Origin of the sequence: Teichococcus vastitatis (assembly GCF_003604215.1) — a bacterium.
Classification (GTDB): domain Bacteria; phylum Pseudomonadota; class Alphaproteobacteria; order Acetobacterales; family Acetobacteraceae; genus Pseudoroseomonas; species Pseudoroseomonas vastitatis.
The window spans coordinates 20,390-40,926 of sequence record NZ_QXGS01000025.1; the positions used below are offsets into that span (position 1 = coordinate 20,390).

Sequence of the window (20,537 nt, forward strand, 5' to 3'; positions counted from 1 at the left end):
TGGCCCCGGGCGGCACTCAGCGGGCGCGGCGGGCAGGCGCGGTGCGGGCCGGCTTGGTCACCGGGTGCGCCGAGGTGGCGGCCGGCGTCACCACCGGCCGCGCGGGCTGCGCCACGGCCGGAACGGCAGCGGCGGCGGTGGCCGGCGTTCCGGCCTCGACCCGGGCGTTGACCTTCACCGAGGTGGAGCCGGGCAGCAGCCGGATCACGAAGCTGTCCTCCCCAGCGAAGCCTGCGTCAGGGGTGTAGTCGATGCGGGTCCAGTCGCCGACGCTTTGCACGCGCACGCGGCCATGCGCGGCCCGGCTGGTCAGCAGCCCGGCGTCGAACGGCTCCGGTCCCGGCCGGGACACGCGCAGGCCGCACCAGCCGCCATCATTGCCGACGGTCATCGGCACCTCGGTCTGCTGCGCGTCCACCAGCCGCGGATTGTCCGGCACGGTGCAGCTCTTGGCCGCGCCGATCATGTCGGCGGCATAGATCGGGCGGGTGGACTGGCTCAGCGGGGCGTCGTTCTTGGCGCAGGCGGCAAGCGCCGCCGGCGCGAGCAGCGCCAGCCAGAAGCCGGCGCGGCGGACAGGGAGGGGCATCAGCGGGAAGCTCTCCGGGTGGTGCGGGCGGGCGCGGCGGCCGATGCGGAAGCGCTGGAAACGCAGGCGCCGACGGATGCCGGGATCAGGTCCTTGGCAGCGGCATAGGGCGCCAGCTCGGCCCCGGACGGCAGCGCCATCACTTCCTTGAACAGAGCGGCGTTGCGGGCGCAGAAATCGGCGCCGATGCGGTTCGCCTCCTGGGCGCGGGCATTGGCCAGGTTGGTGATGAAGGTGTCGTTGGCGCGCTGCCCGGCGCGGCGGTCGCGCGCCGTGAAATGCCGGATCACCGCCATGTCATTGGCGCTGAGCTGCGACTGGAAGCGGCGGATGAAGTCGTTGTAGGGCTGCTCCGTGTCGCAGGTGGTGGCCACCACCATCAGCTCGGTCTTCAGCGCCGAAAGCTCGAACATGCGCTGCTGCTCCTCGCTAGGGCAGCGGAACGGCGTCGCCATGGCGCCGGAAGAAGCGCACAGCGTGCCCGCCGCCAGCAGGCCGGCCAGGACGCGGCGCAGCAGCGGGGTGGCGGGCCGGGCGGGATGCGTCTGCGGAAGGTGGCGCTGAACCATGCCCTTCTCTTCTCCAATCGATGAGGCCGGCGGGTCGGAGCGCAGCCGGCGGTGCGTCGCCCTTGGAACTGGCCATGGCCAACCCAGGGGAGGCTGTGAATACCGCGCCGCGCCCCGCCAGAGCAAGCAGGACCATACGGTTTCGCGCGATTCTGCTTTGCAACAAATCAACCCTTTATCCTGGATTGCTGAAGCGTCATGTGCAGTCGGCGGCATGGGTCGGCGCGGCCGGGCGAACGTGCTAAGCGGCCCGCATGGATCCGGTCCAGCCCCCCGCCGCGCCGCCCCCCGCCCTGGTGGTCGGCGCCCCGCGCTCCGGCGCCGGCAAGAGCACGCTGACCCTGGCCCTGCTGGCCGCGCTGCGCCGCCGCGGCGTGCGGGTCGGCGCGGCCAAATCGGGGCCCGATTACATCGATCCCGCCTTTCATGCCGCAGCCTGTGGCCGGCCCAGCCCGAATCTCGACAGCTGGGCCATGCCACCCCCGCGGCTCGGCGCCGCCGCCGCCGCCGCGGCCGAGGGCTGCGAGCTGCTGCTGGTGGAATCCGCGATGGGGCTGTTCGACGGCGCCGGCACGGAGCCGGGACGCCAGGGTAGCGCCGCGGATCTGGCCGCCCGCTTCGGCTGGCCGGTGCTGCTGCTGCTCGATGCCTCGGGTCAGTCGCAATCGGCGGCGGCGGTGGCGCGCGGCTTCGCCACCCACCATCCGGCGGTGCGGATCGCCGGGGTGGTGCTGAACCGGGTGGCCAGCGAGCGGCACCGGCGCGGCGCCGCCGAGGCGATCGCCGCCACCGGCCTGCCGGTCTGGGGCGCGCTGCCGCGCGACGCCGCCATTGCCCTGCCGGAGCGGCATCTGGGCCTGGTGCAGGCGCGCGAGCTGGGCACGCTGCCGGCGCTGCTCGACCGGCTGGCGGCGCTGGCCGAATCGCATCTCGACCTCAACGCCATCCAGGCCGCCGCGGCGGCTTCCGGGACGCCCGCGCGCCCCAGCCCGGGTCCGGCGCTGCCGCCGCCCGGCCAACGCGTCGCCGTGGCCGAGGATGCCGCCTTCTCGTTCCTTTATCCGCACCTGCTGGCCGGCTGGCACGCGGCGGGCGCCACGCTTCACCGCTTTTCGCCGCTGGCCGACGAGCCACCGCCAGAGGGCTGCGATGCCTGCTGGCTGCCCGGCGGCTACCCCGAACTGCATGCCGGCCGGCTGGCCGTTGCCGGCGGTTTCCTGGATGGGCTGCGCCGCTTCGCTGCCACACGGCCGGTGCATGGCGAGTGCGGCGGCTTCATGGTGCTGGGCCAGGGGCTGGAGGATGCCGGAGGGGTCCGCCACCCGATGGCGGGGCTGCTGGGCCACGCCACCAGCTTCGCGCGCCGGCGCATGCAGCTCGGCTATCGCGAGGCGCGCCTGCTGGCCGACGGCGTGCTGGGCCGGGCGGGGCAGGTGCTGCGCGGCCATGAATTCCATTACGCCAGCATCAGCGATCCCGGCGGCGACCTGCCCCTGGCCGAGCTGCGCGATGCGGCGGGCACGGCGCTCGGCCCGGCCGGTGGCCGGCGCGGCCCGGTCAGCGGCAGCTTCTTCCACGCCATCGCGCTGCAGGATCCCTCATGACCCTCTTTCCGACCCTGGCCAGCCTGCGCGCCGCCGCCTGCCACCCGCCGCAGGGCGACGCTGCCGCGGCGGCGGCGGCCGAGGCGCGGCAGGCCGTGCTGACCAAGCCGCCCGGCAGCCTGGGCCGGCTGGAGGAGCTGGTGGCCTGGCTGGCGCGCTGGCAGCGGCGCCCGGCGCCCCGCCTGCAACGGGTGCAGGTGCTGGTGTTCGCCGGCAATCATGGCGTCACGGCGCAGGGCGTTTCGCCCTATCCGGCGGCGGTGACGGCCCAGATGGCGGATAATTTCGCCGCCGGCGGCGGCGCCATCAACGCCCTGGCCGCAGCCTCCGGCGCGGCGCTGCGGGTGGTGCCGCTGCGGCTCGACTGCCCCACCGCCGACTTCACCACCGCCCCGGCCATGACCGAGGCCGAGTTCCTCGACGCCGTGCAACAGGGTGGCGCCGCGGTGCCGGAGGGCTGCGACCTGCTCTGCCTGGGCGAGATGGGCATCGGCAACACCACCGCCGGGGCAGCGCTGGCGGCGGCGCTGTTCGGTGGCACCGGCTGGGCCGGGCGCGGCACCGGGCTCGATGCGGCAGGCGTGGCGCGCAAGGAGGCGGTGGTACGGGCCGCGCTGGCCCGCCACGCTGCCGCGCTGGACGACCCGCTGGAGGTGGCGCGGCGCCTGGGCGGCTTCGAGCTGGCGGCGATCCTCGGCGCCACCCTGGCGGCGCGGCGGCGTGGCGTGCCGGTGCTGCTGGACGGCTTCACCGCCACCGCCGCCGTGGCCCCGCTGGCGCTGCTGGCGCCGGACGGGCTGGAACACGCGCAGGCAGCGCACCTGTCGGCCGAGGCGGGCCACCGCCGGCTGCTAACGGCGCTGGACATGACGCCGCTGCTGGATCTCGGCCTGCGACTCGGCGAAGCTTCGGGCGCGGCGCTCGCGGTGCCGCTGCTGCGGGCGGCGCTGGCCTGCCACGCCGGCATGGCCAGCTTCGCCGAGGCGGGCGTGGCAGGCCGCGCCGCGTGAGGAAGGCTTGAACCTCGGCGGCCGCTTGGCGGAGATCGGCGCCGCCTTCGGCCTGCTGACCCGCTTCCCGGTGGGCTGGATGCCGACGCCGCGGGATCCTGCCGGCTATGCCCGGGCTGCCTGGGCCTGGCCCCTGGCCGGGGCGGCGCTGGGCGCGCTGGCCGGCGCGATCCAGGCGGGCCTTCTGGAACTGGGCCTGCCGCCTGCCCTGGCTGCTTTCTGGGCCCTGGCCGCGCTGCTTCTGGCCAGCGGCGCGCTGCACGAGGACGGCCTCGCCGACACTGCGGACGGCTTCGGCGGCGGGCGTGGACGGGAACGCAAGCTGGCGATCATGCGGGACAGCCGGATCGGCAGCTACGGCGCCGCGTCGTTGATCCTGTCACTGGGGTTGCGCGGCACCGCCCTCGCGGCGCTGTCCGCGCCCTGGCTCATGCTGCCGGCCGCGGCGGCGCTGGCGCGGCTGGCCATGCTGGTGCCGCTGCTGCTGCTGCCCCCGGCGCGGCCGGACGGGCTGGGGGCGGGTCTGGGCCGGCCCGGCCCGTTGCCGGCCCTGGCGGCGCTGCTGGTCGGGGGCGGGCTGGCGCTGGTGCTGCTGCCTGCGGGGCAGGCCGTGCCGGCACTGGCGGCGGCGCTGGGCGCGGGGCTGGCCATGAGCGTCCTGGCGCGCCGGCAGATCGGCGGCCACACCGGGGACGTGCTGGGCGCCACCGCCGTGCTGGCCGAATGCGCCGCGCTGACGGCCCTCAGCCTGCCGGGCTGATCAGGCACACGCTGCCAGGCGGCTGCGCCGGCGCCAGCAGATCAACCGGCCGCTTCTCCAGCAGGCAGCGCAGCACCTTCAGCGGCCCGCCATGCGCCACGATCACGGTTCGTCGCGGCAGCCCGGCGCGAAACGCGCGCACCCGCGCCACCAGCGCCGCGCCGCTTTCGCCACCGGGCGGCGCGAAGCCCCAAGGGTTGGCGGCCCATTCATCCAGGCTGGCCCTTGGCACGTCGTTCCAGGGCAGCCCTTCCCAGGCACCGAAATCCAGCTCCTGCAGGCGCGGGTCACGCCGCACCGGCAAGGCGAGGGCGGCGCCGACCGCGGCGGCCAGGCTGCGGCAGCGCCGCGCCGGGCTGCACACCAGATGGCGCGCCGGGAAGCCGCGCAGCGCCGCCAGCACCGCTGCCGCATCGTCATCCTCCGCAGGCAGGTCGAGCCGCCCGTAGCACAATCCCTTCGCTGCGACGGGAAGGTGCCGCACCAGCGCGTGGGATGCTTCAGCCATGACCGGAATCATGGCCGTTTCGTGAAATCGGCAAGACGACGCGCCGCAACAATCACCTTCCGGCTGCGTTGTGACCGGAGGAACCGCCTGTCGCGGCGCCACCCATGCGAACCGCCGGAAGAAGCCATGCACATCGCCCCGATCCAGCCGATCCCCGCTACGCCGGAATCGTCCGACAGCCGCAGCAACCGGCTCGGCCTGCGTGAACAGGCCCGCCAGGAGGCCCTGCGGCGCGTGCCGACGGCCCCGGCGCCGGAACTCGACTCCAAGCTGATCCGTGCCGCTCTGCCCGCTTCCGCCCCATCACCGCGCAACTGAGTCCCTGCCCCGCCCGCTCGGCCGCGATCAGCCCGCCAGCCGGAACACCGTGACCTCGCGTTGGTCGCGGTCTTCCAGCTCACGTGTGGTCGGCACGCTGAAGCGGGCCATGGGCGAGAGGCCGGCGCGCGGCAGGTAGGCCCGTCCGGGATCGGCCAGCAGCACCTCGGTGCCCGATGCGGCCAGGCGGCGCAGCCAGGGCATGATGTGCCCGGTCATCGGTGCCTCGTAGCAGACATCCCCGGCCAGGACCGTGTCCCAGCGCGCCGCGCTGCCCACCACGTCGCCCTCGGCCGCTAGCACGGTGACGCCGTTGTGGCCGGCGTTCAGCTGGGTAGCGGCCAGCGCCAGCGGGTCGATCTCGGCCGCCTCCACCAACGCGGCGCCGGCCCGGGCGGCGGCGATGGCGGCCAGCCCACCGCCGGCGGCGAAATCCAGCACCCGCCGCCCCGCCACCGGGATGGCACCATCCAGGATCAGCCGCGCCAGGGCCTGGCTGCCGGGCCAAGCAAAGGCCCAGAAGGGCGGCTCGATTCCCTTCTCTGCCAACCAGGTCTCGGTGGCCTGCCAGATCGGGGTGATCTCGGTGGCGAGGTAGAGCTCGATCTCCGGCACCAGGGCCGGGCGGGCCAGGGTGGTGTGCGCGGCGATGAACGCGGCCGCCTGGGGCTGCGTCACAGGCGGCCGATCAGAAACGCCATCGCCACCAGCAGCCCGACATCCCGGTTGCGCTGGAACAGCCGGAGGCAGAGCGCCGGGTCGTGGATGTCGAGGCGGCGGATCTGCCAGCCCAGCACCAGCGCCGGCAGCAGCAGCGCCGGGTAGAACCAGGCCCCCGCCCCCGCCAGGAACCCCGCCAGCAGCAGCAGCGCCACGGCGCCCGCATAGCAGACCAACAGGAAGGGTGCGGTGTTCTCGCCGAAGCGGCGCGCGGTGGAGCGCACGCCCACCAGGGCATCGTCCTCGCGGTCCTGGTGGGCGTAAATGGTGTCGTAGCCGAGGATCCAGAGAAAGGCGGCGGCGTAGAGCGCCAGCGCCGCTCCATCCAGCCGGCCGGTGGTCGCCGCATAGCCCATTGGCGCGGCCCAGGAAAAGGTCAGGCCCAGCACCGCCTGCGGATAATCGGTGACGCGCTTGGCTAGGGGATACAGCGCCACCGGCACCAGCGACACCACGCCCAGCAGCCAGCACAGCGGGTTCAGTTGCAACAGGACAGCCAGCCCGATTCCCAGCAGCAGGCCGAGAAAGGCCAGCGCCTGCTTCGGCCGCACCGCGCCGGAGGCGAGCGGCCGCCCGGCGGTGCGGCTGACCTGCCGGTCCAGGTCACGGTCCCACAGGTCGTTCACCACGCAGCCGGCACCGCGCATCACCACCGAGCCGAGGCCGAACAGGGCGGCCAGCCACAGCCCGTCCCGCCAGCCGGGCGCCGCCAGGGCAAAGGCCCAGAGGCCCGGCAAGAACAGCAGCCAGGACCCGATCGGCCGGTCCAGCCGCATCAGCAGCGCGTAGGGGCGCCAGCCATCGGGGAGTTGCGCGACCCAGCCCCGGGCGCGGATATCGGTGTGCAGCTTCACCCCGCCATTTGTCCTGCCGGAGCCCCGCATGTCCATCCCACGCCTGTATGCCGAGGCCGATCTGGCCGAAGGTGCCGAGATCGATGCCCTGCCCGGCCAGGGCCATTACCTGGGCCAGGTGATGCGCAAGCGCGAGGGCGACCTGCTGGTGCTGTTCAACGGCCGGCACGGCGAATGGCGCGCCCGGATCGCGGCCATCCGCAAGGACAAGGCGAGCTTCGTGCCCGAGGCGCGGATCCGCGAACAGGTCGCCTCGCCCGATATCCGCCTGTTGCTGGCGCCGGTGAAGCGGGACGCGCTGGACTGGACCGTGGAAAAGGCCACCGAGCTCGGGGTGCGCCGCATCCAGCCGGTGATCACCGCCCGCACCGTGGTGGGCCGGGTCAACACCGACCGGCTTCGCGCCGTCGCCCGCGAGGCGGCGGAGCAGTGCGAGCGCCTCGACCTGCCCGAGATCGCCGAGCCGATGGACCTGCATCGCGCGCTGGATGGCTGGGACGGGGCGCCGCTGCTGGTGGGCGATGCGCGCGGCAATGCACCACCGGCCGGCGTGGTTCTGGCCGGCAAGGCACCGCCGATCGGACTTCTGGTCGGGCCCGAGGGGGGTTTCACCGGGCAGGAGCTTGACGCGGTGCGTCGGCGACCCTTTGTTTCACCGGCTGCGCTCGGCCCGCGGATTCTGCGGGCGGAGACGGCAGCGGTTGCGGGACTCGCGGTGCTTCAGGCGCTGGCGGGAGACTGGGCCGTTCCCACCTGAGGCTCCCGCCGACGCGGTCGGCGTTCTGTGAGGTCATTGATGTCCAATCCCGGTGAGGCCGACCTCACACCGATCCAGCACCCGCGCCAGCTCGCCGAATGGTTCGCCGCCGGCTCCAAGCCGTGCGACGCCTGGCGGATCGGCACCGAGCACGAGAAGTTCGGCTTCCGCCGCGACGACCTGTCGCCGCCACCCTATGAGCCGGGCGGCATCCGGGCCATGCTGGAAGGGCTGCAGGCGCTCGGCTGGGAGCCGATCCTGGACAGCGGCAAGCCGATCGGACTGAAGCGGGGCGGCGCTTCCGTCAGCCTGGAGCCGGGCGGCCAGTTCGAATTGTCCGGCGCCCCGCTGGCCGACCTGCACCAGGCCGAGGCGGAGCTGCACAACCACCTGGACGAGGTGCGGCAGGTGGGCGGCGCACTGGGCCTCGGCTTCGCGCCGCTCGGCTTCCACCCGCTGGCGAAGCGGGCGGACATGCCGTGGATGCCCAAGGGACGCTACGCCATCATGCGGCAATACATGCCGCGTGTCGGCTCCATGGGGCTCGACATGATGCTGCGCACCTGCACCGTGCAGGTGAACCTGGATTTCGGCGCCGAGGCCGACATGGTGGAGAAGCTGCGGGTCAGCTTGGCGCTACAGCCGCTCTCCACCGCGCTGTTCGCCAATTCGCCCTTCGCCGAAGGCCAGCCCAATGGCCTGCGCACGCTGCGCGGCCGGGTCTGGACGGAAACCGATCCCGACCGCACCGGCATCCCGGCGGTGGCCTTCGAGCAGGGCTTTGGCTTCGAGCGCTTCGCCGACTGGGTGCTCGACGTGCCGATGTATTTCATCATGCGGGAAGGGCGGTGGATCGACTGCGCCGGGTCATCCTTCCGCGACTTCATGGCGCGCGGCCTGCCGCAGCATCCGGGCGTCGAGGCCACGATGGGCGACTGGGCCGACCACGTCACCACCGTGTTTACCGATGTGCGGCTGAAGCGCTTCCTGGAGATGCGCGGCTCCGACGCCGGCAGCCCGGAGATGATGCAGGCCATGCCGGCCTTCTGGGTCGGTCTGCTGTATGACGGCGCGGCGCAGACGGCGGCCGCGGCGCTGGTTCGGGACTGGCCCGTGGCGGAATTGCAGGCGCTGCGCATCGCGGTGCCGGAACAGGCGCTGGCGACACCGTTCCGCGGCCGCACCCTGCGCGACTGGGGGCACGACGCCCTGGCCATCGCCGGACAGGGGCTACGGGCGCGCGGCCTGGGCGAGGAACGCTACCTCGCGCCGGTGCAGGCCGTGCTCGACAGCGGCGAAACCCAGGCGGATCGCTGGCTGCGGCTCTGCCGCGAGGAATGGGGTGGCGAGGTAGCCCGGGTTCTTTCCGCCGCCGCCATCTGACGAAAACCCGGGCCGCGGGCGCCCGGGCCCGGAAGCCGTCAAGCGCTCGCGCGCCAATTCAGGCCCGCCAGGCTGTCCGTGTGGCGGCAGGCGCAATCCCACAGCATCGCCATCGCGGCGGAGACGCCGGGCGCCATGCCCTGCAAGGCCACGTCATCGCCGACGCTCAACAGCACGCAGATGCCCGCGACGTCGCGCTGCAGCACCAGGGCGGTGTCCTGATCCTCCCAGCAGGCCGGCGCCAGCAGCAGCGTCACTTCGCCGTTCTCATCCACATGCGGAAAAATTGTCCAGCTGCCGGGGAGGGAATGAACGTCACGGTTGATCTGGGATATTTCCCGCTCGGTGAAGCGGGTGATCGTGGCGGCATCGTCGCAGGTTTTGCGCTGTTCGCCGGACGCGGTCGGACGGGTCATCATGGCCGCGCACTCTGGCTAACAAAGATGAACAACCTTTAAAGAAGATGAGCTACTCACGGAATCCTGAATATGACGTTCACCATTGCTCGGATCAGCGGCAATGGGTTCACAATCCGTTCTTGCCTTCTGGCGATCAGGGCCACCATTGCCCACATGGTCGCCACTTCGTTCCAGATGTGTCCGCTCCGGGGTCCGCCGCATGAACCTGATCATCCCTGCCGCCACCCCCTTCCTGCCGCCGAAGCGTCCATCGCCGCCTTCCGCGCGGCCCCTGCAGGTGGTCTCGCCCTATGAGCCTGCCGGCGACCAGCCCCATGCCATCGCGCAGCTGGTGGAGGGGCTGAGGCAACAGGAACGCGATCAGGTGCTGCTCGGCGTCACCGGCTCCGGCAAGACCTTCACCATGGCCAAGGTGATCGAGGCGGTGCAGCGGCCGACGCTGATCCTGGCACCCAACAAGACGCTGGCGGCACAGCTTTACGGGGAGATGAAGTCCTTCTTCCCTGAGAATGCGGTGGAATACTTCGTTTCCTACTACGACTACTACCAGCCCGAAGCCTATGTTCCGCGCTCCGACACCTATATCGAGAAGGACGCGCAGATCAACGAGCAGATCGACCGCATGCGCCACTCCGCGACGCAGGCCCTGCTGGAGCGCAGCGACGTGGTGATCGTGGCCTCGGTGTCCTGCATCTACGGCATCGGCTCGGTTGAGCTGTACTCGAACATGGTGGTGAAGCTGCAGGTGGGCGGGCGCATCGCGCGCGAGCAGTTGCTGAAGGCCCTGGTGGAGCAGCAATACCGCCGCAACGACGCCGCCTTCCAGCGCGGCACCTTCCGGGTGCGCGGCGAAACCGTGGACATCTGGCCCTCCCACCTGGAGGACCGCGCCTGGCGCGTCTCGCTGTTCGGCGACGAGGTCGATTCGCTGCGCGAGTTCGACCCTCTGACCGGCGAGATCGCCGGGGAGATGGACAGCATCGCGGTTTACGCCAACAGCCACTACGTCACGCCGCGGCCAACGCTGCTGCAGGCGATCCGCGACATTCGGGTCGAGCTGAAGCAGCGGCTGGAGGAATTGAACGCCGAAGGCAAGCTGCTGGAAGCCCAGCGCCTGGAGCAGCGCACCACCTTCGACCTGGAGATGATGGAAACCACCGGCTCCTGCAAAGGCATCGAGAATTATTCCCGCTACCTGTCGGGCCGCGGCCCCGGCCAGCCGCCGCCGACACTGTTCGAGTACCTCCCGGACAACGCGCTGCTGATCGTCGATGAGAGCCACGTCACCGTGCCGCAGATCGGCGGCATGTATCGCGGCGACTTCGCGCGCAAAACCATCCTGAACGAGTTCGGCTTCCGGCTGCCGTCCTGCATGGACAACCGGCCGCTGAAATTCGAGGAATGGGACAGCTTCCGTCCCGACAGCCTGTTCGTCTCGGCGACGCCGGGGCCGTGGGAGATGGAGCGCACCGGCGGCAGCTTCGCCGAGCAGGTGATCCGCCCCACCGGCCTGATCGACCCGGTCTGCGAGATCCGCCCCGTCGAGGGCCAGGTGGACGACCTGCTGGCCGAGTGCCGCGACACCATGGCCAAGGGCGGCCGCGTGCTGGTCACCACCCTGACCAAGCGCATGGCCGAGGACCTGACGGAATACATGACGGAAGCCGGCATCAAGTGCCGCTACCTGCATTCCGACGTGGACACGCTGGAGCGCATCGAGATCATCCGCGACCTGCGCAAGGGCGTGTTCGACGTGCTGATCGGCATCAACCTGCTGCGCGAGGGACTCGACATTCCGGAATGCCGGCTGGTCGCCATCCTGGATGCCGACAAGGAAGGCTTTCTGCGCTCCACCACCTCGCTGATCCAGACCATTGGCCGCGCCGCGCGCAACGCCGAGGGGCGGGTGGTGCTGTATGCCGACCGCATGACCAACAGCCTGCGCAACGCGCTGGAGGAAACCGAGCGTCGCCGCACCAAGCAGCAGGACTGGAACACCGCGCACGGCATCACGCCGCAGAGCATCGTCCGGCAGATCAGCGACGTGCTGCAATCGGTCTACGAGCAGGATTACGTCACCGTGGCGCCGACCGGCGCCGAGGAAGACGGGCCGATGGAGTTCGTCGGCAAGGACCTGCGCGCGTCCATCGCCGAGCTGGAGAAGAAGATGCGCGCCGCCGCCGCGGACCTGGAATTCGAGACGGCCGCCCGGCTGCGCGACGAGATCAAGCGGCTGGAGAACCTGGAGCTCGGCCTCGGGCCGGCGCTGGAGCCGAACTTGGCCGGGCGCTCGATGAACCCGGCGGCGCCGAAACGTGGGGCCAAGGCGGATTGGAAGCCGAAGCCATTGGGGCCCGGCGGCGGTGGCTACGACCCGGAGAAGAAGCGCGGCGGACGCCGGCGCGCACGCTGAGGCGGCGCCGCGGCGGCCGGGAGCGGCGCCATGGGGCGGAACGACGCGGGCCGGGCGCAGGCTTCAGCTTGCTTCGGTTGAACCTCCATGGAAATATCCAAACCGTTGCGCGACAGCGTCGTCGCCCCACCCACAGGCGCCAGTAGCGCCGCCGGAGCCCGCATGAGCGAGACGAGCCCGATGTCGGAGCGCACCGCCAGCCGTTCCGGCACCACCGGTCCCGATACCGGCAGGTTGGAAGCGGCGCTGGGTGCGATGCAGGATAAGCTCGCGGTGATCGAGACGACGCTGATCCGCCGCATCGACGGGCTCGAGGCGCAGCTGCAGCAATTGCGCGACGCCCACACCATCTATCTCGGCGGCCACGAGGCGCTGACGCGGCTCCACACCGGCCACCGCATCTATGTGGACACCCGCGACGCCGGGATCTGTTCGCACCTGATGCTGGACGGCCGCTGGGAGCGCTGGATCGAGACAATCATCGCCGGCGCCGTGAAACCGGGCATGACCTTTCTCGATGTGGGCGCCAATTTCGGCTACTACACGCTGCTCGGTGCCGCCTGGGTGGGCGCGAGGGGCCGGGTTTATTCCTTCGAGGCCAATCCCGGCATCTTCCGCCACCTGCGCAGGTCGGTGTCGATCAACGGCTTCGACGACCGCGTCGAGCTGTTCAACCTCGCGGTCCACTCCGAGGAAGCGACGCTGCGCTTCGGCTACACGGATGATTTCTCGGGGGGCGGCTCGACCATGGGCAGTCCGCAGGGCGCGCACCATATCGAGGTGAAGGCGGCGCCACTCGATACCCTGCTCGCCCAGGTCGCGACCGCGCACGTGATGAAGGTCGATGTCGAGGGCGCGGAGCCGCACGTGTTCCGCGGTGCCCGCGCGCTGATGGACCGCTCGCCGAACCTGACGCTGATCGTGGAGTTCCACGAGGACAGCACACGGCCGATCATGCCGCCGCTGCGCTACCTGCAGGATTTCGTGGACCAGGGCTTCGCCCTCCGGCTGATCGAGCAGAAGGGCCTGACCGGCGCCATGCGGGCCGAGGAGTGCTTGCAAACCCTGGCCGGCACCCTCGGCTACCTTTATCTCACCCGGGGCGGCTAGCGGCGGCTCCCGGCCGCCGCGGGCGCCTCAGCCCTCCTCGTCGAGCGCCCGCGCCGCGCGGACCCGCCGCAGCAGGGCGAAACCGATCGCCGCCGACAGCACGAACAGCCCGCCGGCCAGCCAGAGCTGCGCGTCGCGCTCCACCGCGATGCCGCCGCCAGCCAGTGCGAACACCGCCGTCTGCGGCAGGTATCCGAGCAGCGAGGCGGCGAAGAAGGCGGCGGCGCGGATGCCGGCCATTCCGGCCAGCAGGTTCAGCGCCAGGTTGTTGCCGACCGGCAGCAGCCGCAGCGCCAGGGTGGCGCCGAAGGGATTTGCCGCCAGGGCGTCGCGCAGCGGCCGGAGCCGCCGGCCGAACCGCCCGGCCAGCCGCCGCTCGGCCCAGCCGCGGGCGACCAGCCGTGCCCAGCCGTAATCGGCGGCGCAGCTCAGCCCCTGCGCCAGCAACGCCAGGCCGCCGCCGGTCAGTGGCCCGAAGGCATAGCCGCCGATAAACGCGGCCGCCTGCCGCGGCACGCCGACGGCGACGGCCAGCGTAGCGAGCAGAAGAAAGGCTCCCTCGCCCCAGAGCGTCCGCTCTAGCCCGAAGCGGCGAACCCAATCCTCGGCCTGCGCCCCGCCCGGCGCCGCACCCAGCTCGCGCAGCAGCCAGCCGGCCGCCGCCAGCCCGGCCAGAAGAACCAGCATGCGGGCCAGCGAGGCGAAGGGCCGGGTGCGCGGCGCTTCCCGGGCGCCGCCCACAGTCATGGGCGCAGCTGCGGCCGCTTCCAGCGCCGCTGCAGCCACATCACGCCCAGGATGTCGACCACGCCCACGGCCAACCGGTCCAGCGTGCCGTAGTTGGATTGGCCGCGCATGCGCGGCCGGTGGTTCACCGGGCGACTGACCACCCGGCCGCCCTGGCGCAGCACCAGCGCCGGCAGGAAGCGGTGCATGTGGTCAAAGGCCGGCAGGCTGAGGAACAGGGCGCGCGGGAACAGCTTCAGTCCGCAGCCGGTATCGGGGGTGGCGTCGCCCAGCAGCCGGGCGCGGATCCGGTTGGCGAAGCTCGAGGAGAGGCGCTTCACCTGGGTGTCGCGCCGGGTGGTGCGCCATCCCGCCACCATCAGCGGCGAACCTCCGTCCCGGTTTTCCGCTTGGGCGAACTGCCACAGGGCGGGAATGTCGGCTGGGTCGTTCTGCCCGTCGCCGTCCAGCGTGGCGATCCATTCGCCGCGCGCCGCCCTGACGCCCGTGACAATGGCCGCCGACTGGCCGCAGGAGGCCGCATGGCTCAGCACCCGCAAGGCTGGCGTGGTCTGCGCCAGCTCCGCCAGCACCGCCGCCGTGTTGTCGGAGGAGCCGTCGTTCACATAGACGATTTCGTGCGGGACGCCGTCCAGGGCGGCGGAGATCTCGGCCACCAGCGGGCCGATATTCGGCGCCTCGTTGCGCACCGGCACCACGATCGACAGGGCGGGCGGCGCGGCGGGGGCCGGGCCGGGGGTTGCGGCGGCGACAGGGCGCGGAAGGTCCGGCATGGCGGCGCGGGGTAGCAGGCAGCAACCAGCCGGACAAGGGCCGGGCCCAGCCAGGGGCACGCACGGCACCCCGCCGCACCGGCCATTTCGTTCCGCAGCGCCGGCCGGCGCAGCTTCCCGCCGCCAAATTGTGCTAGACGCCGTGGATCATGCCCTTCGATCCGCACCTTCCCATCCGCAACCAGCTCCGAGCCGACCGGCGCGCCGTCGGCTGGTGGCTGCTCGGCGTCGCCTTCATGATCTGGGTGATGGTGGCGCTCGGCGGCGCCACGCGGCTGACCGGCTCGGGCCTGTCCATCATGGAATGGGCACCGCTCTCCGGCGCGCTGCCGCCCCTGTCCGAGGCCGAGTGGCGCCGCCTCTACGACCTGTACCGCACCATTCCCCAATATGAACTCGTCAACCAGGGCTTCGGCCTGGAGGGTTTCAAGCAGATCTTCTGGCTGGAATGGACCCACCGGCTCTGGGGGCGGCTGATCGGTCTGGCCTTTCTGGTGCCGCTGGTGTGGTTCTGGCTGCGCGGCCGCATTCCCGCCGGGCTGAAGCCGCGACTGGTGCTGTTGTTCCTGCTCGGCGGCGCGCAAGGCGCGGTGGGCTGGTTCATGGTGGCCTCCGGCTTCGAGGCCGACCGCACCGCCGTCTCGCCCTACCGCCTCGTGGTGCATCTGGGGCTGGCGCTGCTGCTCTACGGCGTCGTGCTGTGGACGGCGCTGGGCCTGTTCCGGCCGGATCGCGACGCGCCGCCGCACCCGGCCGGGCTGCGCCGGCTGGTGCATGGCACAGCCGGGCTGCTGGTGCTGGCGATGCTGGCCGGCGGCTTCACGGCCGGCATCCATGCCGGCTTCGCCTACAACACCTTTCCGCTGATGGAGGGGCGGCTGGTGCCGGAGGGCTATGCCCAGCTTTCGCCCTTCCTGCGCAATTTCACCGCCAACATTGCCGCCGTGCAGTTCAACCATCGCCTGCTGGCGAGCCTGGCCGGCATCGCCGCCCTGGCCGCCGCCGCATGGGGTGCCCGCGCGCTGCCCGCCGGCTTCGCGCGCAACAGCCTGCTGGCCCTGGGCGGCGTGGTGGCGCTGCAATACGGGCTGGGCGTGGCGACGCTGCTGCTGGTGGTGCCGGCCTGGCTCGGCACCTTGCACCAGACGGTGGCGGTGGGCGTGCTGACCGCCGCGCTGGCCGCGCTGCATGCCCTGCGCCGGCCGCGCGCCACGGCACGGCGGCTCGCCCCGTGACCTCGGCGGCCGGCCGCGACGAGGCCGAGGCGGCGCTGCAGCTGCTGCTGGCGCTGCCCAGCGCGGCGCTGGTGTTCGACGCCGAGCACAGGCTGGTGCTGGCCAACGGTCCGGCCCGCGCCCTGCTGGCCCTGCCGGCCGAGGACGACCCCCGCGGCACTCCGGCGGAGGACCTGATCCGCCGCCTCGCCTATCGCGGCATCTATGGCAGCGGCGATCCCGAGGCGCATGCCCGGACAGCGCTGGCACTCGACCGCAGCCAGCCGGTGCGCCGGCTGGTCTGCGCCACGGATGGCCGCTGGTTCGAGATCGCCCGGATGCCGCTGCCCGACGGCGGCTGGGCCAGCGTCGTCACCGACGTCACCCGTCACCGGCATACCGAGGCCGCGGCACGCGACCGCCTGCGGCTGTTCGACACGGCGCTGCGGCACAATCCCTCCGGCATCGCGATCTATGACCAGCAGCACCGGCTGGTGCTGTTCAACGAGCCCTATGAGGCGCTGCTGAACCTGCCCGCGGGAACGCTGGGCCCCGGCCTTCCCATCAATGCGGTGATCGATCTGATCATCGAGAACATGCCGCTGGACCCGGAAACGCAGGCGCGCCTCGATGCCCGGCGCAACATCGACCGCAGCCAGCGCAGCCAGATCATCGGCATCCGCTCCAACGGCATCACCGTGCGCGCCACCAGCCAGCCGCTGCCAGATGGCGGCTTCCTGATCGGGCTGGAGGACGTGACGCCGATGCGCCAGGCGGAGGACGAGGCCAAGCGCCGCGCCGCCATGCTCGACGGCATCCTGGCGGCGCTGCCGCACGGCGTCTGCGTGTACGGGCCCGACCGCCGGCTGCGGATGGTCAACGCCGCCTTCCGGCGCATCGTCGGCGACGGCACGGTGATGCTGGGCGAGCACCTGATGGACATCCTGCGCCGGCGGGAAGCCACCGGCGAATACGCCGCGCCGGAAGCGGTCGAGGAGGTGTTCCGCAGGCAATTCGACTTTGACCGCCCGCCCACAACACGCATCCGGACCGATGGCAGGGTGCTGACCGGCAAGACCGCCCCCCTGCCCGATGGGGGCCACATCTCGGTGGTCAGCGACGTCACGGCGCTGCACCGCGCCGAGGCGGAGGCGCAGCGCCGCGCCGCGCTGCTGCAGGTGATGATGGACAACATGCGACACGGCGTCTGCCTGTTCGACCGCGACAACCGCGTGGTGGCCGCCAACACCCTGGCCTGCCGGATGACCGGCCTGACGCGCGAGGAAATGGCCCCCGGCGCGCCGCTGCGGGAATTACGCCGGCTGCAGTTCGAGCGCGGCCAGTTCGGCCGCGGGCCCGAGGCGGAGCGCATCTTCCGGACCCGCGCCACCAATGTGGTGCCGACGCTGGAAACCTTTACCCGCTCCACCGCCGAAGGCCGCATGATCGAGGTCAGCACCGACCCGACCCCGGATGGCGGCTTCGTGCGCATCTACACCGACGTGACCGCCGAGCGCCGCGCCCTGGCCGAAACCGAGCGCGCCCGCGCCGCCGCGGAGGAAGCCAGCAATGCCAAGACCCGCTTCCTCGCCACCATGAGCCATGAGCTGCGCACGCCGCTGAACGCGGTGATCGGCTTTTCCGAGGCGCTCGCCGCCGAACCCGGGCCGCCGCATGTGGCGGAATTCGCCAGCAGCATCCTGGAAGCCGGGCGGCACCTGCTAGGGCTGATCGACGAGGTGCTGGCGGTGGCCCAGGCCGGCACCGGCGCCCTGCAGGTGGAAACCCGGGCCCTGTTCCTGCCGTCCGTGCTGCAAGGGGCGGTGCGGCTGATGCGCCCGACCGCCGAGGCCGCCGCCATCATCCTGGTGCTGGAGCCGCTGCCCGAACTGCCGCGCATCCGCGCCGATGAGCGGCGGCTGCGTCAGATCCTGCTCAACCTGGTGGCCAATGCGGTGAAGTTCACGCCGGCGGGCGGCAGCGTCCGCATCGCCGCCGCACCGGTGGCCGATGGTGTCGAGGTCACCGTCAGCGACACCGGCATCGGCATGTCCCCAGAGCAGGTCGAGCGCGCCTTCGAGCCCTTCGTGCAGTTGGAAACCAGCCACGCGCGCCGATATGGGGGATCAGGACTCGGGCTCTATCTCGCCCGCGCCCTGGCGCAGGCGATGGAAGGCAGCCTGGTTCTCGACAGCCAGCGCGGTGCCGGCACCACGGCCCGGCTGCGCCTCACCACCGCCATGCAACCGCAGGAGCAGACGGCATGACCGCCCTCGACACCACCGACCGCCTGTTCTTCCGCGAACTGGACCAGGCCGCCGCCGAGCGCCTCACCCGCGGCGCCCTGCAGGGCGCGGAGGATGGCGAGCTGTTCCTGGAATACGTGGAAAGCGAGGCGATCAGCCTGGATGACGGCCGCATCCGCTCGGCCAGCTTCGACAGCACGCGCGGCTTCGGCCTGCGCGCCGTGGCCGGCGAGGCCGCGGGCTACGCGCATGGCGGGGAGATCTCGGAAGCCGCCCTGCAGCGCGCCGCCGCCACGGTCCGGGCGGTGGCCACCGGGCATTCCGGCCAGCTCGCCCTGGGTCCCCGCGCCACCAATGCGCGGCTCTACGACGATGCCAACCCGCTGTCCGCGGTGGAGTTCCCGGTCAAGACGGCGCTGCTGGCCGCCATCGACGCCTATGCGCGCGGCCGCGACAGCCGCGTTACTCAGGTGATGGCCGGCCTGTCCGGCGAATGGCAGGCGGTGCAAATCATCCGCGGCGACGGCCAGCGCGTGGCCGACCTGCGGCCGCTGGTGCGGCTCAACGTCAGCGTGGTGGTGGAATCCGGCGGCCGGCGCGAAAGCGGCATGCACGGCATGGGCGGCCGCGTCTCCTATGATGCGGTGATGAGCGAGGCGGCCTGGAAGGGCGCGGTGGACGAGGCGCTGCGCCAGGCGCTGCTGAACCTGGAAAGCATTCCCGCCCCCGCCGGGGAGATGGAGGTGGTGCTCGGCCCCGGATGGCCGGGCATCCTGCTGCACGAGGCGATCGGCCACGGGCTGGAGGGCGATTTCAACCGCAAGAAGACCTCGGCCTTCGCCGGGCTGCTCGGCCAGCGCATCGCCGCCCCGGGCGTCACGGTGGTGGATGACGGCACCCTGGCGAATCGGCGCGGCTCGCTCACCGTGGATGACGAGGGCACGCCCACCGGCCGCACGGTGATGATCGAGGACGGCATTCTCACCGGCTTCATCCAGGATCGGCAGAACGCCCGGCTGATGGGGGTGGCGCCCACCGGCAATGGCCGGCGGCAGAGCCACGCCCACGCACCGATGCCACGCATGACCAACACGGTGATGCTGGGCGGCGACAAGGACCCGGAGGAGATCCTGCGCTCGGTGAAGCGCGGCATCTGGGGCGTCAATTTCGGCGGCGGGCAGGTGGACATCACCTCCGGCAAATTCGTGTTCTCGATGTCCGAGGCCTATCTGGTCGAGGACGGCAAGGTCGGCGCGCCGGTGAAGGGCGCCATGCTGATCGGCAACGGTCCCGATGCGCTGACCCGCGTCACCATGATCGGCAACGACATGTCGCTCGATCCCGGCATCGGCACCTGCGGCAAGCAGGGCCAGGGCGTGCCGGTGGGCGTCGGCCAGCCGACCCTGAAGATGACCGGGCTGACCATCGGTGGCACCGCTGTCTGACCCGGCGCCGCGCCTCGCCCGCGCGGCGGAGGCCCCCGCCCTCGCCGCGCTGGTGGAGCGCGCCTATGCCCCCTGGGTGGCAGTGATCGGCCGGCGCCCCGCGCCCATGCAGGATGACTACACCGCCCGCATCTCCGCCGGCCAGACCTGGGTGGTGGCGGTGGACGGTGCCCTGGCCGGTGCCGCGGTGATCGAGGAGCGGCCGGACTGCCTGTGGCTCGACAATGTGGCGGTGGACCCTGCCCACCATGGCGGCGGCCTCGGCCGCGCCCTGCTGCGCTTCGTGGGCCGGGAGGCGCTGCGGCGCGGGCTGCCGCAGGTCGGGCTGATCACCAACGAGAAGATGGCGCGCAACATCGCCCTGTACCAGCGGCTCGGCTTCGAGGAGGTGGAGCGGCGCGAGGAACACGGGTTCCGCCGTGTCGAGTTCCGCATCGCCGCCGCGCATCTGGCGGGCTGAGCGGCAACTCCTGGCGCCTTTTGCCGCTGATGGGGTGGAAGGTGCGCATGAAGCTGTTCCTGGACCTGGATGGCGTGCTGGCCGATTTCGACCATGGCGTTCACGCCATCACCGGCCGGCGGCCCGAGGAATTGTCGCTGAAGGCGATGTGGGGCGCGCTGGCCAAGGCCCCCCGCTTCTTCGAGACGCTGGTTTTCATGCAGGATGCGGAAGTGCTGTGGCGCTTCTGCGCCCCGCACCATCCCACCATCCTGACCGGCCTGCCGATGGGAAGCTGGGCTCCGGCGCAGAAGAAGCGCTGGGTGGCGCGGATGCTGGGTGCGCATGTGCCGGTGATCACCTGCATGAGCCGCGACAAGCCCCGCTGGTCCGGCCCCGGCCACGTGCTGGTGGATGACCGCGCTTCCGCCGCGGAGAGCTGGGAGCGCAAGGGCGGCGTGTTCATTCACCACGTTTCGGCGGAACGATCCATCGCGGCGCTGCGCCGGCTAGGCTTCGGCGAGCCGGCAGACGTGGCTGGCCAAACGAAACACGCCTGACGGAACATCCCTGAGGAAACATGCCTAGCAGTCTGTCGGATTTCCCTCCGGTCTGAAATCCGCGAATCTGATGGGCATGACGCAGTTTATCCCCTTCAG

21 protein-coding genes are annotated in these 20,537 nt (G+C 71.8%); 13 read left to right on the forward strand and 8 right to left on the reverse strand.

The window, feature by feature from the left end:
- Positions 1 to 16: 16 nt before the first annotated feature.
- Both D2K64_RS18275 and D2K64_RS18280 read right to left on the reverse strand, forming a co-directional pair.
- Positions 17 to 589 carry an Ig-like domain-containing protein gene (locus D2K64_RS18275; RefSeq protein WP_120009827.1) on the reverse strand — a complete coding sequence of 191 codons (573 nt, stop codon included), beginning with the start codon at positions 587 to 589 and terminating at the stop codon, positions 17 to 19.
- Entirely contained in the window at positions 589 to 1,158 is a 570-nt protein-coding gene (locus D2K64_RS18280) for a hypothetical protein (RefSeq protein ID WP_120009828.1), read from the reverse strand. Before D2K64_RS18280 ends, D2K64_RS18275 begins: the two co-directional genes overlap by 1 nt.
- Before the next feature lie 254 nt (positions 1,159 to 1,412).
- Here D2K64_RS18280 and D2K64_RS18285 point away from each other — a divergent pair, with 254 nt between their 5' ends.
- Genes D2K64_RS18285 through cobS form a run of 3 tightly spaced genes read left to right on the forward strand, consistent with a single transcriptional unit; the run spans position 1,413 to position 4,532 of the window.
- The gene (locus D2K64_RS18285; protein ID WP_120009829.1) at positions 1,413 to 2,762 is read left to right on the forward strand and encodes a cobyrinate a,c-diamide synthase; all 1,350 of its coding nucleotides are present in this window, start codon (positions 1,413 to 1,415) and stop codon (positions 2,760 to 2,762) included.
- Positions 2,759 to 3,772, forward strand: a complete 1,014-nt coding sequence (gene cobT / locus D2K64_RS18290; RefSeq protein ID WP_120009830.1) for a nicotinate-nucleotide--dimethylbenzimidazole phosphoribosyltransferase — start codon at positions 2,759 to 2,761, stop codon at positions 3,770 to 3,772. Before D2K64_RS18285 ends, cobT begins: the two co-directional genes overlap by 4 nt.
- A gap of 7 nt (positions 3,773 to 3,779) precedes the next feature.
- Complete coding sequence (cobS, locus tag D2K64_RS18295) at positions 3,780 to 4,532, forward strand: adenosylcobinamide-GDP ribazoletransferase (RefSeq protein WP_120009831.1); 753 nt, start codon at positions 3,780 to 3,782, stop codon at positions 4,530 to 4,532.
- Here the strand turns inward: cobS and D2K64_RS18300 are convergent.
- Positions 4,516 to 5,040 carry a histidine phosphatase family protein gene (locus tag D2K64_RS18300; protein ID WP_238384271.1) on the reverse strand — a complete coding sequence of 175 codons (525 nt, stop codon included), beginning with the start codon at positions 5,038 to 5,040 and terminating at the stop codon, positions 4,516 to 4,518. The genes cobS and D2K64_RS18300 overlap by 17 nt on opposite strands.
- 126 nt (positions 5,041 to 5,166) lie before the next feature.
- Here D2K64_RS18300 and D2K64_RS18305 point away from each other — a divergent pair, with 126 nt between their 5' ends.
- Positions 5,167 to 5,358, forward strand: a complete 192-nt coding sequence (locus D2K64_RS18305) for a hypothetical protein (protein ID WP_120009833.1) — start codon at positions 5,167 to 5,169, stop codon at positions 5,356 to 5,358.
- Positions 5,359 to 5,385: 27 nt separating this feature from the next.
- On the opposite strand, the gene D2K64_RS18310 is transcribed toward D2K64_RS18305, so the two are convergent.
- Together D2K64_RS18310 and ubiA are read right to left on the reverse strand one after the other, a co-directional pair.
- Positions 5,386 to 6,036 (reverse strand): class I SAM-dependent methyltransferase, encoded by a 651-nt coding sequence (locus tag D2K64_RS18310; protein ID WP_120009834.1) that lies wholly within the window; start codon positions 6,034 to 6,036, stop codon positions 5,386 to 5,388.
- The gene (gene ubiA, locus D2K64_RS18315) at positions 6,033 to 6,968 is read right to left on the reverse strand and encodes a 4-hydroxybenzoate octaprenyltransferase (protein ID WP_120009835.1); all 936 of its coding nucleotides are present in this window, start codon (positions 6,966 to 6,968) and stop codon (positions 6,033 to 6,035) included. Before ubiA ends, D2K64_RS18310 begins: the two co-directional genes overlap by 4 nt.
- On the opposite strand from ubiA, the gene D2K64_RS18320 reads away from it, so the two are divergent.
- Together D2K64_RS18320 and D2K64_RS18325 are read left to right on the forward strand one after the other, a co-directional pair.
- Positions 6,961 to 7,689: a 16S rRNA (uracil(1498)-N(3))-methyltransferase gene (locus D2K64_RS18320; protein ID WP_120009849.1), complete on the forward strand. Its 729-nt coding sequence runs from the start codon at positions 6,961 to 6,963 to the stop codon at positions 7,687 to 7,689. The two genes, ubiA and D2K64_RS18320, sit on opposite strands and share 8 nt — an antisense overlap.
- A gap of 39 nt (positions 7,690 to 7,728) precedes the next feature.
- Positions 7,729 to 9,072, forward strand: a complete 1,344-nt coding sequence (locus D2K64_RS18325) for a glutamate--cysteine ligase (RefSeq protein ID WP_120009836.1) — start codon at positions 7,729 to 7,731, stop codon at positions 9,070 to 9,072.
- 38 nt (positions 9,073 to 9,110) lie between these two features.
- On the opposite strand, the gene D2K64_RS18330 is transcribed toward D2K64_RS18325, so the two are convergent.
- Positions 9,111 to 9,491 (reverse strand): hypothetical protein, encoded by a 381-nt coding sequence (locus D2K64_RS18330; protein ID WP_120009837.1) that lies wholly within the window; start codon positions 9,489 to 9,491, stop codon positions 9,111 to 9,113.
- 199 nt (positions 9,492 to 9,690) lie between these two features.
- Between D2K64_RS18330 and uvrB the strand changes: the two genes are divergently transcribed.
- Together uvrB and D2K64_RS18340 are read left to right on the forward strand one after the other, a co-directional pair.
- Positions 9,691 to 11,904, forward strand: coding sequence for an excinuclease ABC subunit UvrB (gene uvrB, locus D2K64_RS18335; RefSeq protein WP_120009838.1), 2,214 nt, complete (start codon positions 9,691 to 9,693; stop codon positions 11,902 to 11,904).
- A 162-nt stretch (positions 11,905 to 12,066) separates the two neighbouring features.
- Positions 12,067 to 13,014, forward strand: coding sequence for an FkbM family methyltransferase (locus D2K64_RS18340; RefSeq protein ID WP_157985926.1), 948 nt, complete (start codon positions 12,067 to 12,069; stop codon positions 13,012 to 13,014).
- Positions 13,015 to 13,041: 27 nt separating this feature from the next.
- Here D2K64_RS18340 and D2K64_RS18345 read toward each other — a convergent pair whose 3' ends face one another.
- Together D2K64_RS18345 and D2K64_RS18350 are read right to left on the reverse strand one after the other, a co-directional pair.
- Positions 13,042 to 13,761: a TVP38/TMEM64 family protein gene (locus D2K64_RS18345; protein WP_120009840.1), complete on the reverse strand. Its 720-nt coding sequence runs from the start codon at positions 13,759 to 13,761 to the stop codon at positions 13,042 to 13,044.
- Complete coding sequence (locus tag D2K64_RS18350; RefSeq protein ID WP_120009841.1) at positions 13,758 to 14,534, reverse strand: glycosyltransferase family 2 protein; 777 nt, start codon at positions 14,532 to 14,534, stop codon at positions 13,758 to 13,760. Before D2K64_RS18350 ends, D2K64_RS18345 begins: the two co-directional genes overlap by 4 nt.
- 149 nt (positions 14,535 to 14,683) lie before the next feature.
- Here D2K64_RS18350 and D2K64_RS18355 point away from each other — a divergent pair, with 149 nt between their 5' ends.
- Genes D2K64_RS18355 through D2K64_RS18375 form a run of 5 tightly spaced genes read left to right on the forward strand, consistent with a single transcriptional unit; the run spans position 14,684 to position 20,438 of the window.
- Positions 14,684 to 15,769 carry a COX15/CtaA family protein gene (locus tag D2K64_RS18355; protein ID WP_120009842.1) on the forward strand — a complete coding sequence of 362 codons (1,086 nt, stop codon included), beginning with the start codon at positions 14,684 to 14,686 and terminating at the stop codon, positions 15,767 to 15,769.
- On the forward strand, positions 15,766 to 18,015 hold the full coding sequence (locus D2K64_RS18360; protein ID WP_162306217.1) for a PAS-domain containing protein: 2,250 nt from the start codon (positions 15,766 to 15,768) through the stop codon (positions 18,013 to 18,015). Before D2K64_RS18355 ends, D2K64_RS18360 begins: the two co-directional genes overlap by 4 nt.
- Positions 18,012 to 19,439, forward strand: coding sequence for a metalloprotease TldD (gene tldD, locus D2K64_RS18365; RefSeq protein WP_120009844.1), 1,428 nt, complete (start codon positions 18,012 to 18,014; stop codon positions 19,437 to 19,439). The genes D2K64_RS18360 and tldD overlap by 4 nt, the downstream gene beginning before the upstream one ends.
- Positions 19,423 to 19,899 (forward strand): GNAT family N-acetyltransferase, encoded by a 477-nt coding sequence (locus D2K64_RS18370; RefSeq protein WP_238384272.1) that lies wholly within the window; start codon positions 19,423 to 19,425, stop codon positions 19,897 to 19,899. The genes tldD and D2K64_RS18370 overlap by 17 nt, the downstream gene beginning before the upstream one ends.
- 47 nt (positions 19,900 to 19,946) lie before the next feature.
- Positions 19,947 to 20,438, forward strand: coding sequence for a hypothetical protein (locus tag D2K64_RS18375; protein ID WP_120009845.1), 492 nt, complete (start codon positions 19,947 to 19,949; stop codon positions 20,436 to 20,438).
- Positions 20,439 to 20,537 lie beyond the last annotated feature (99 nt).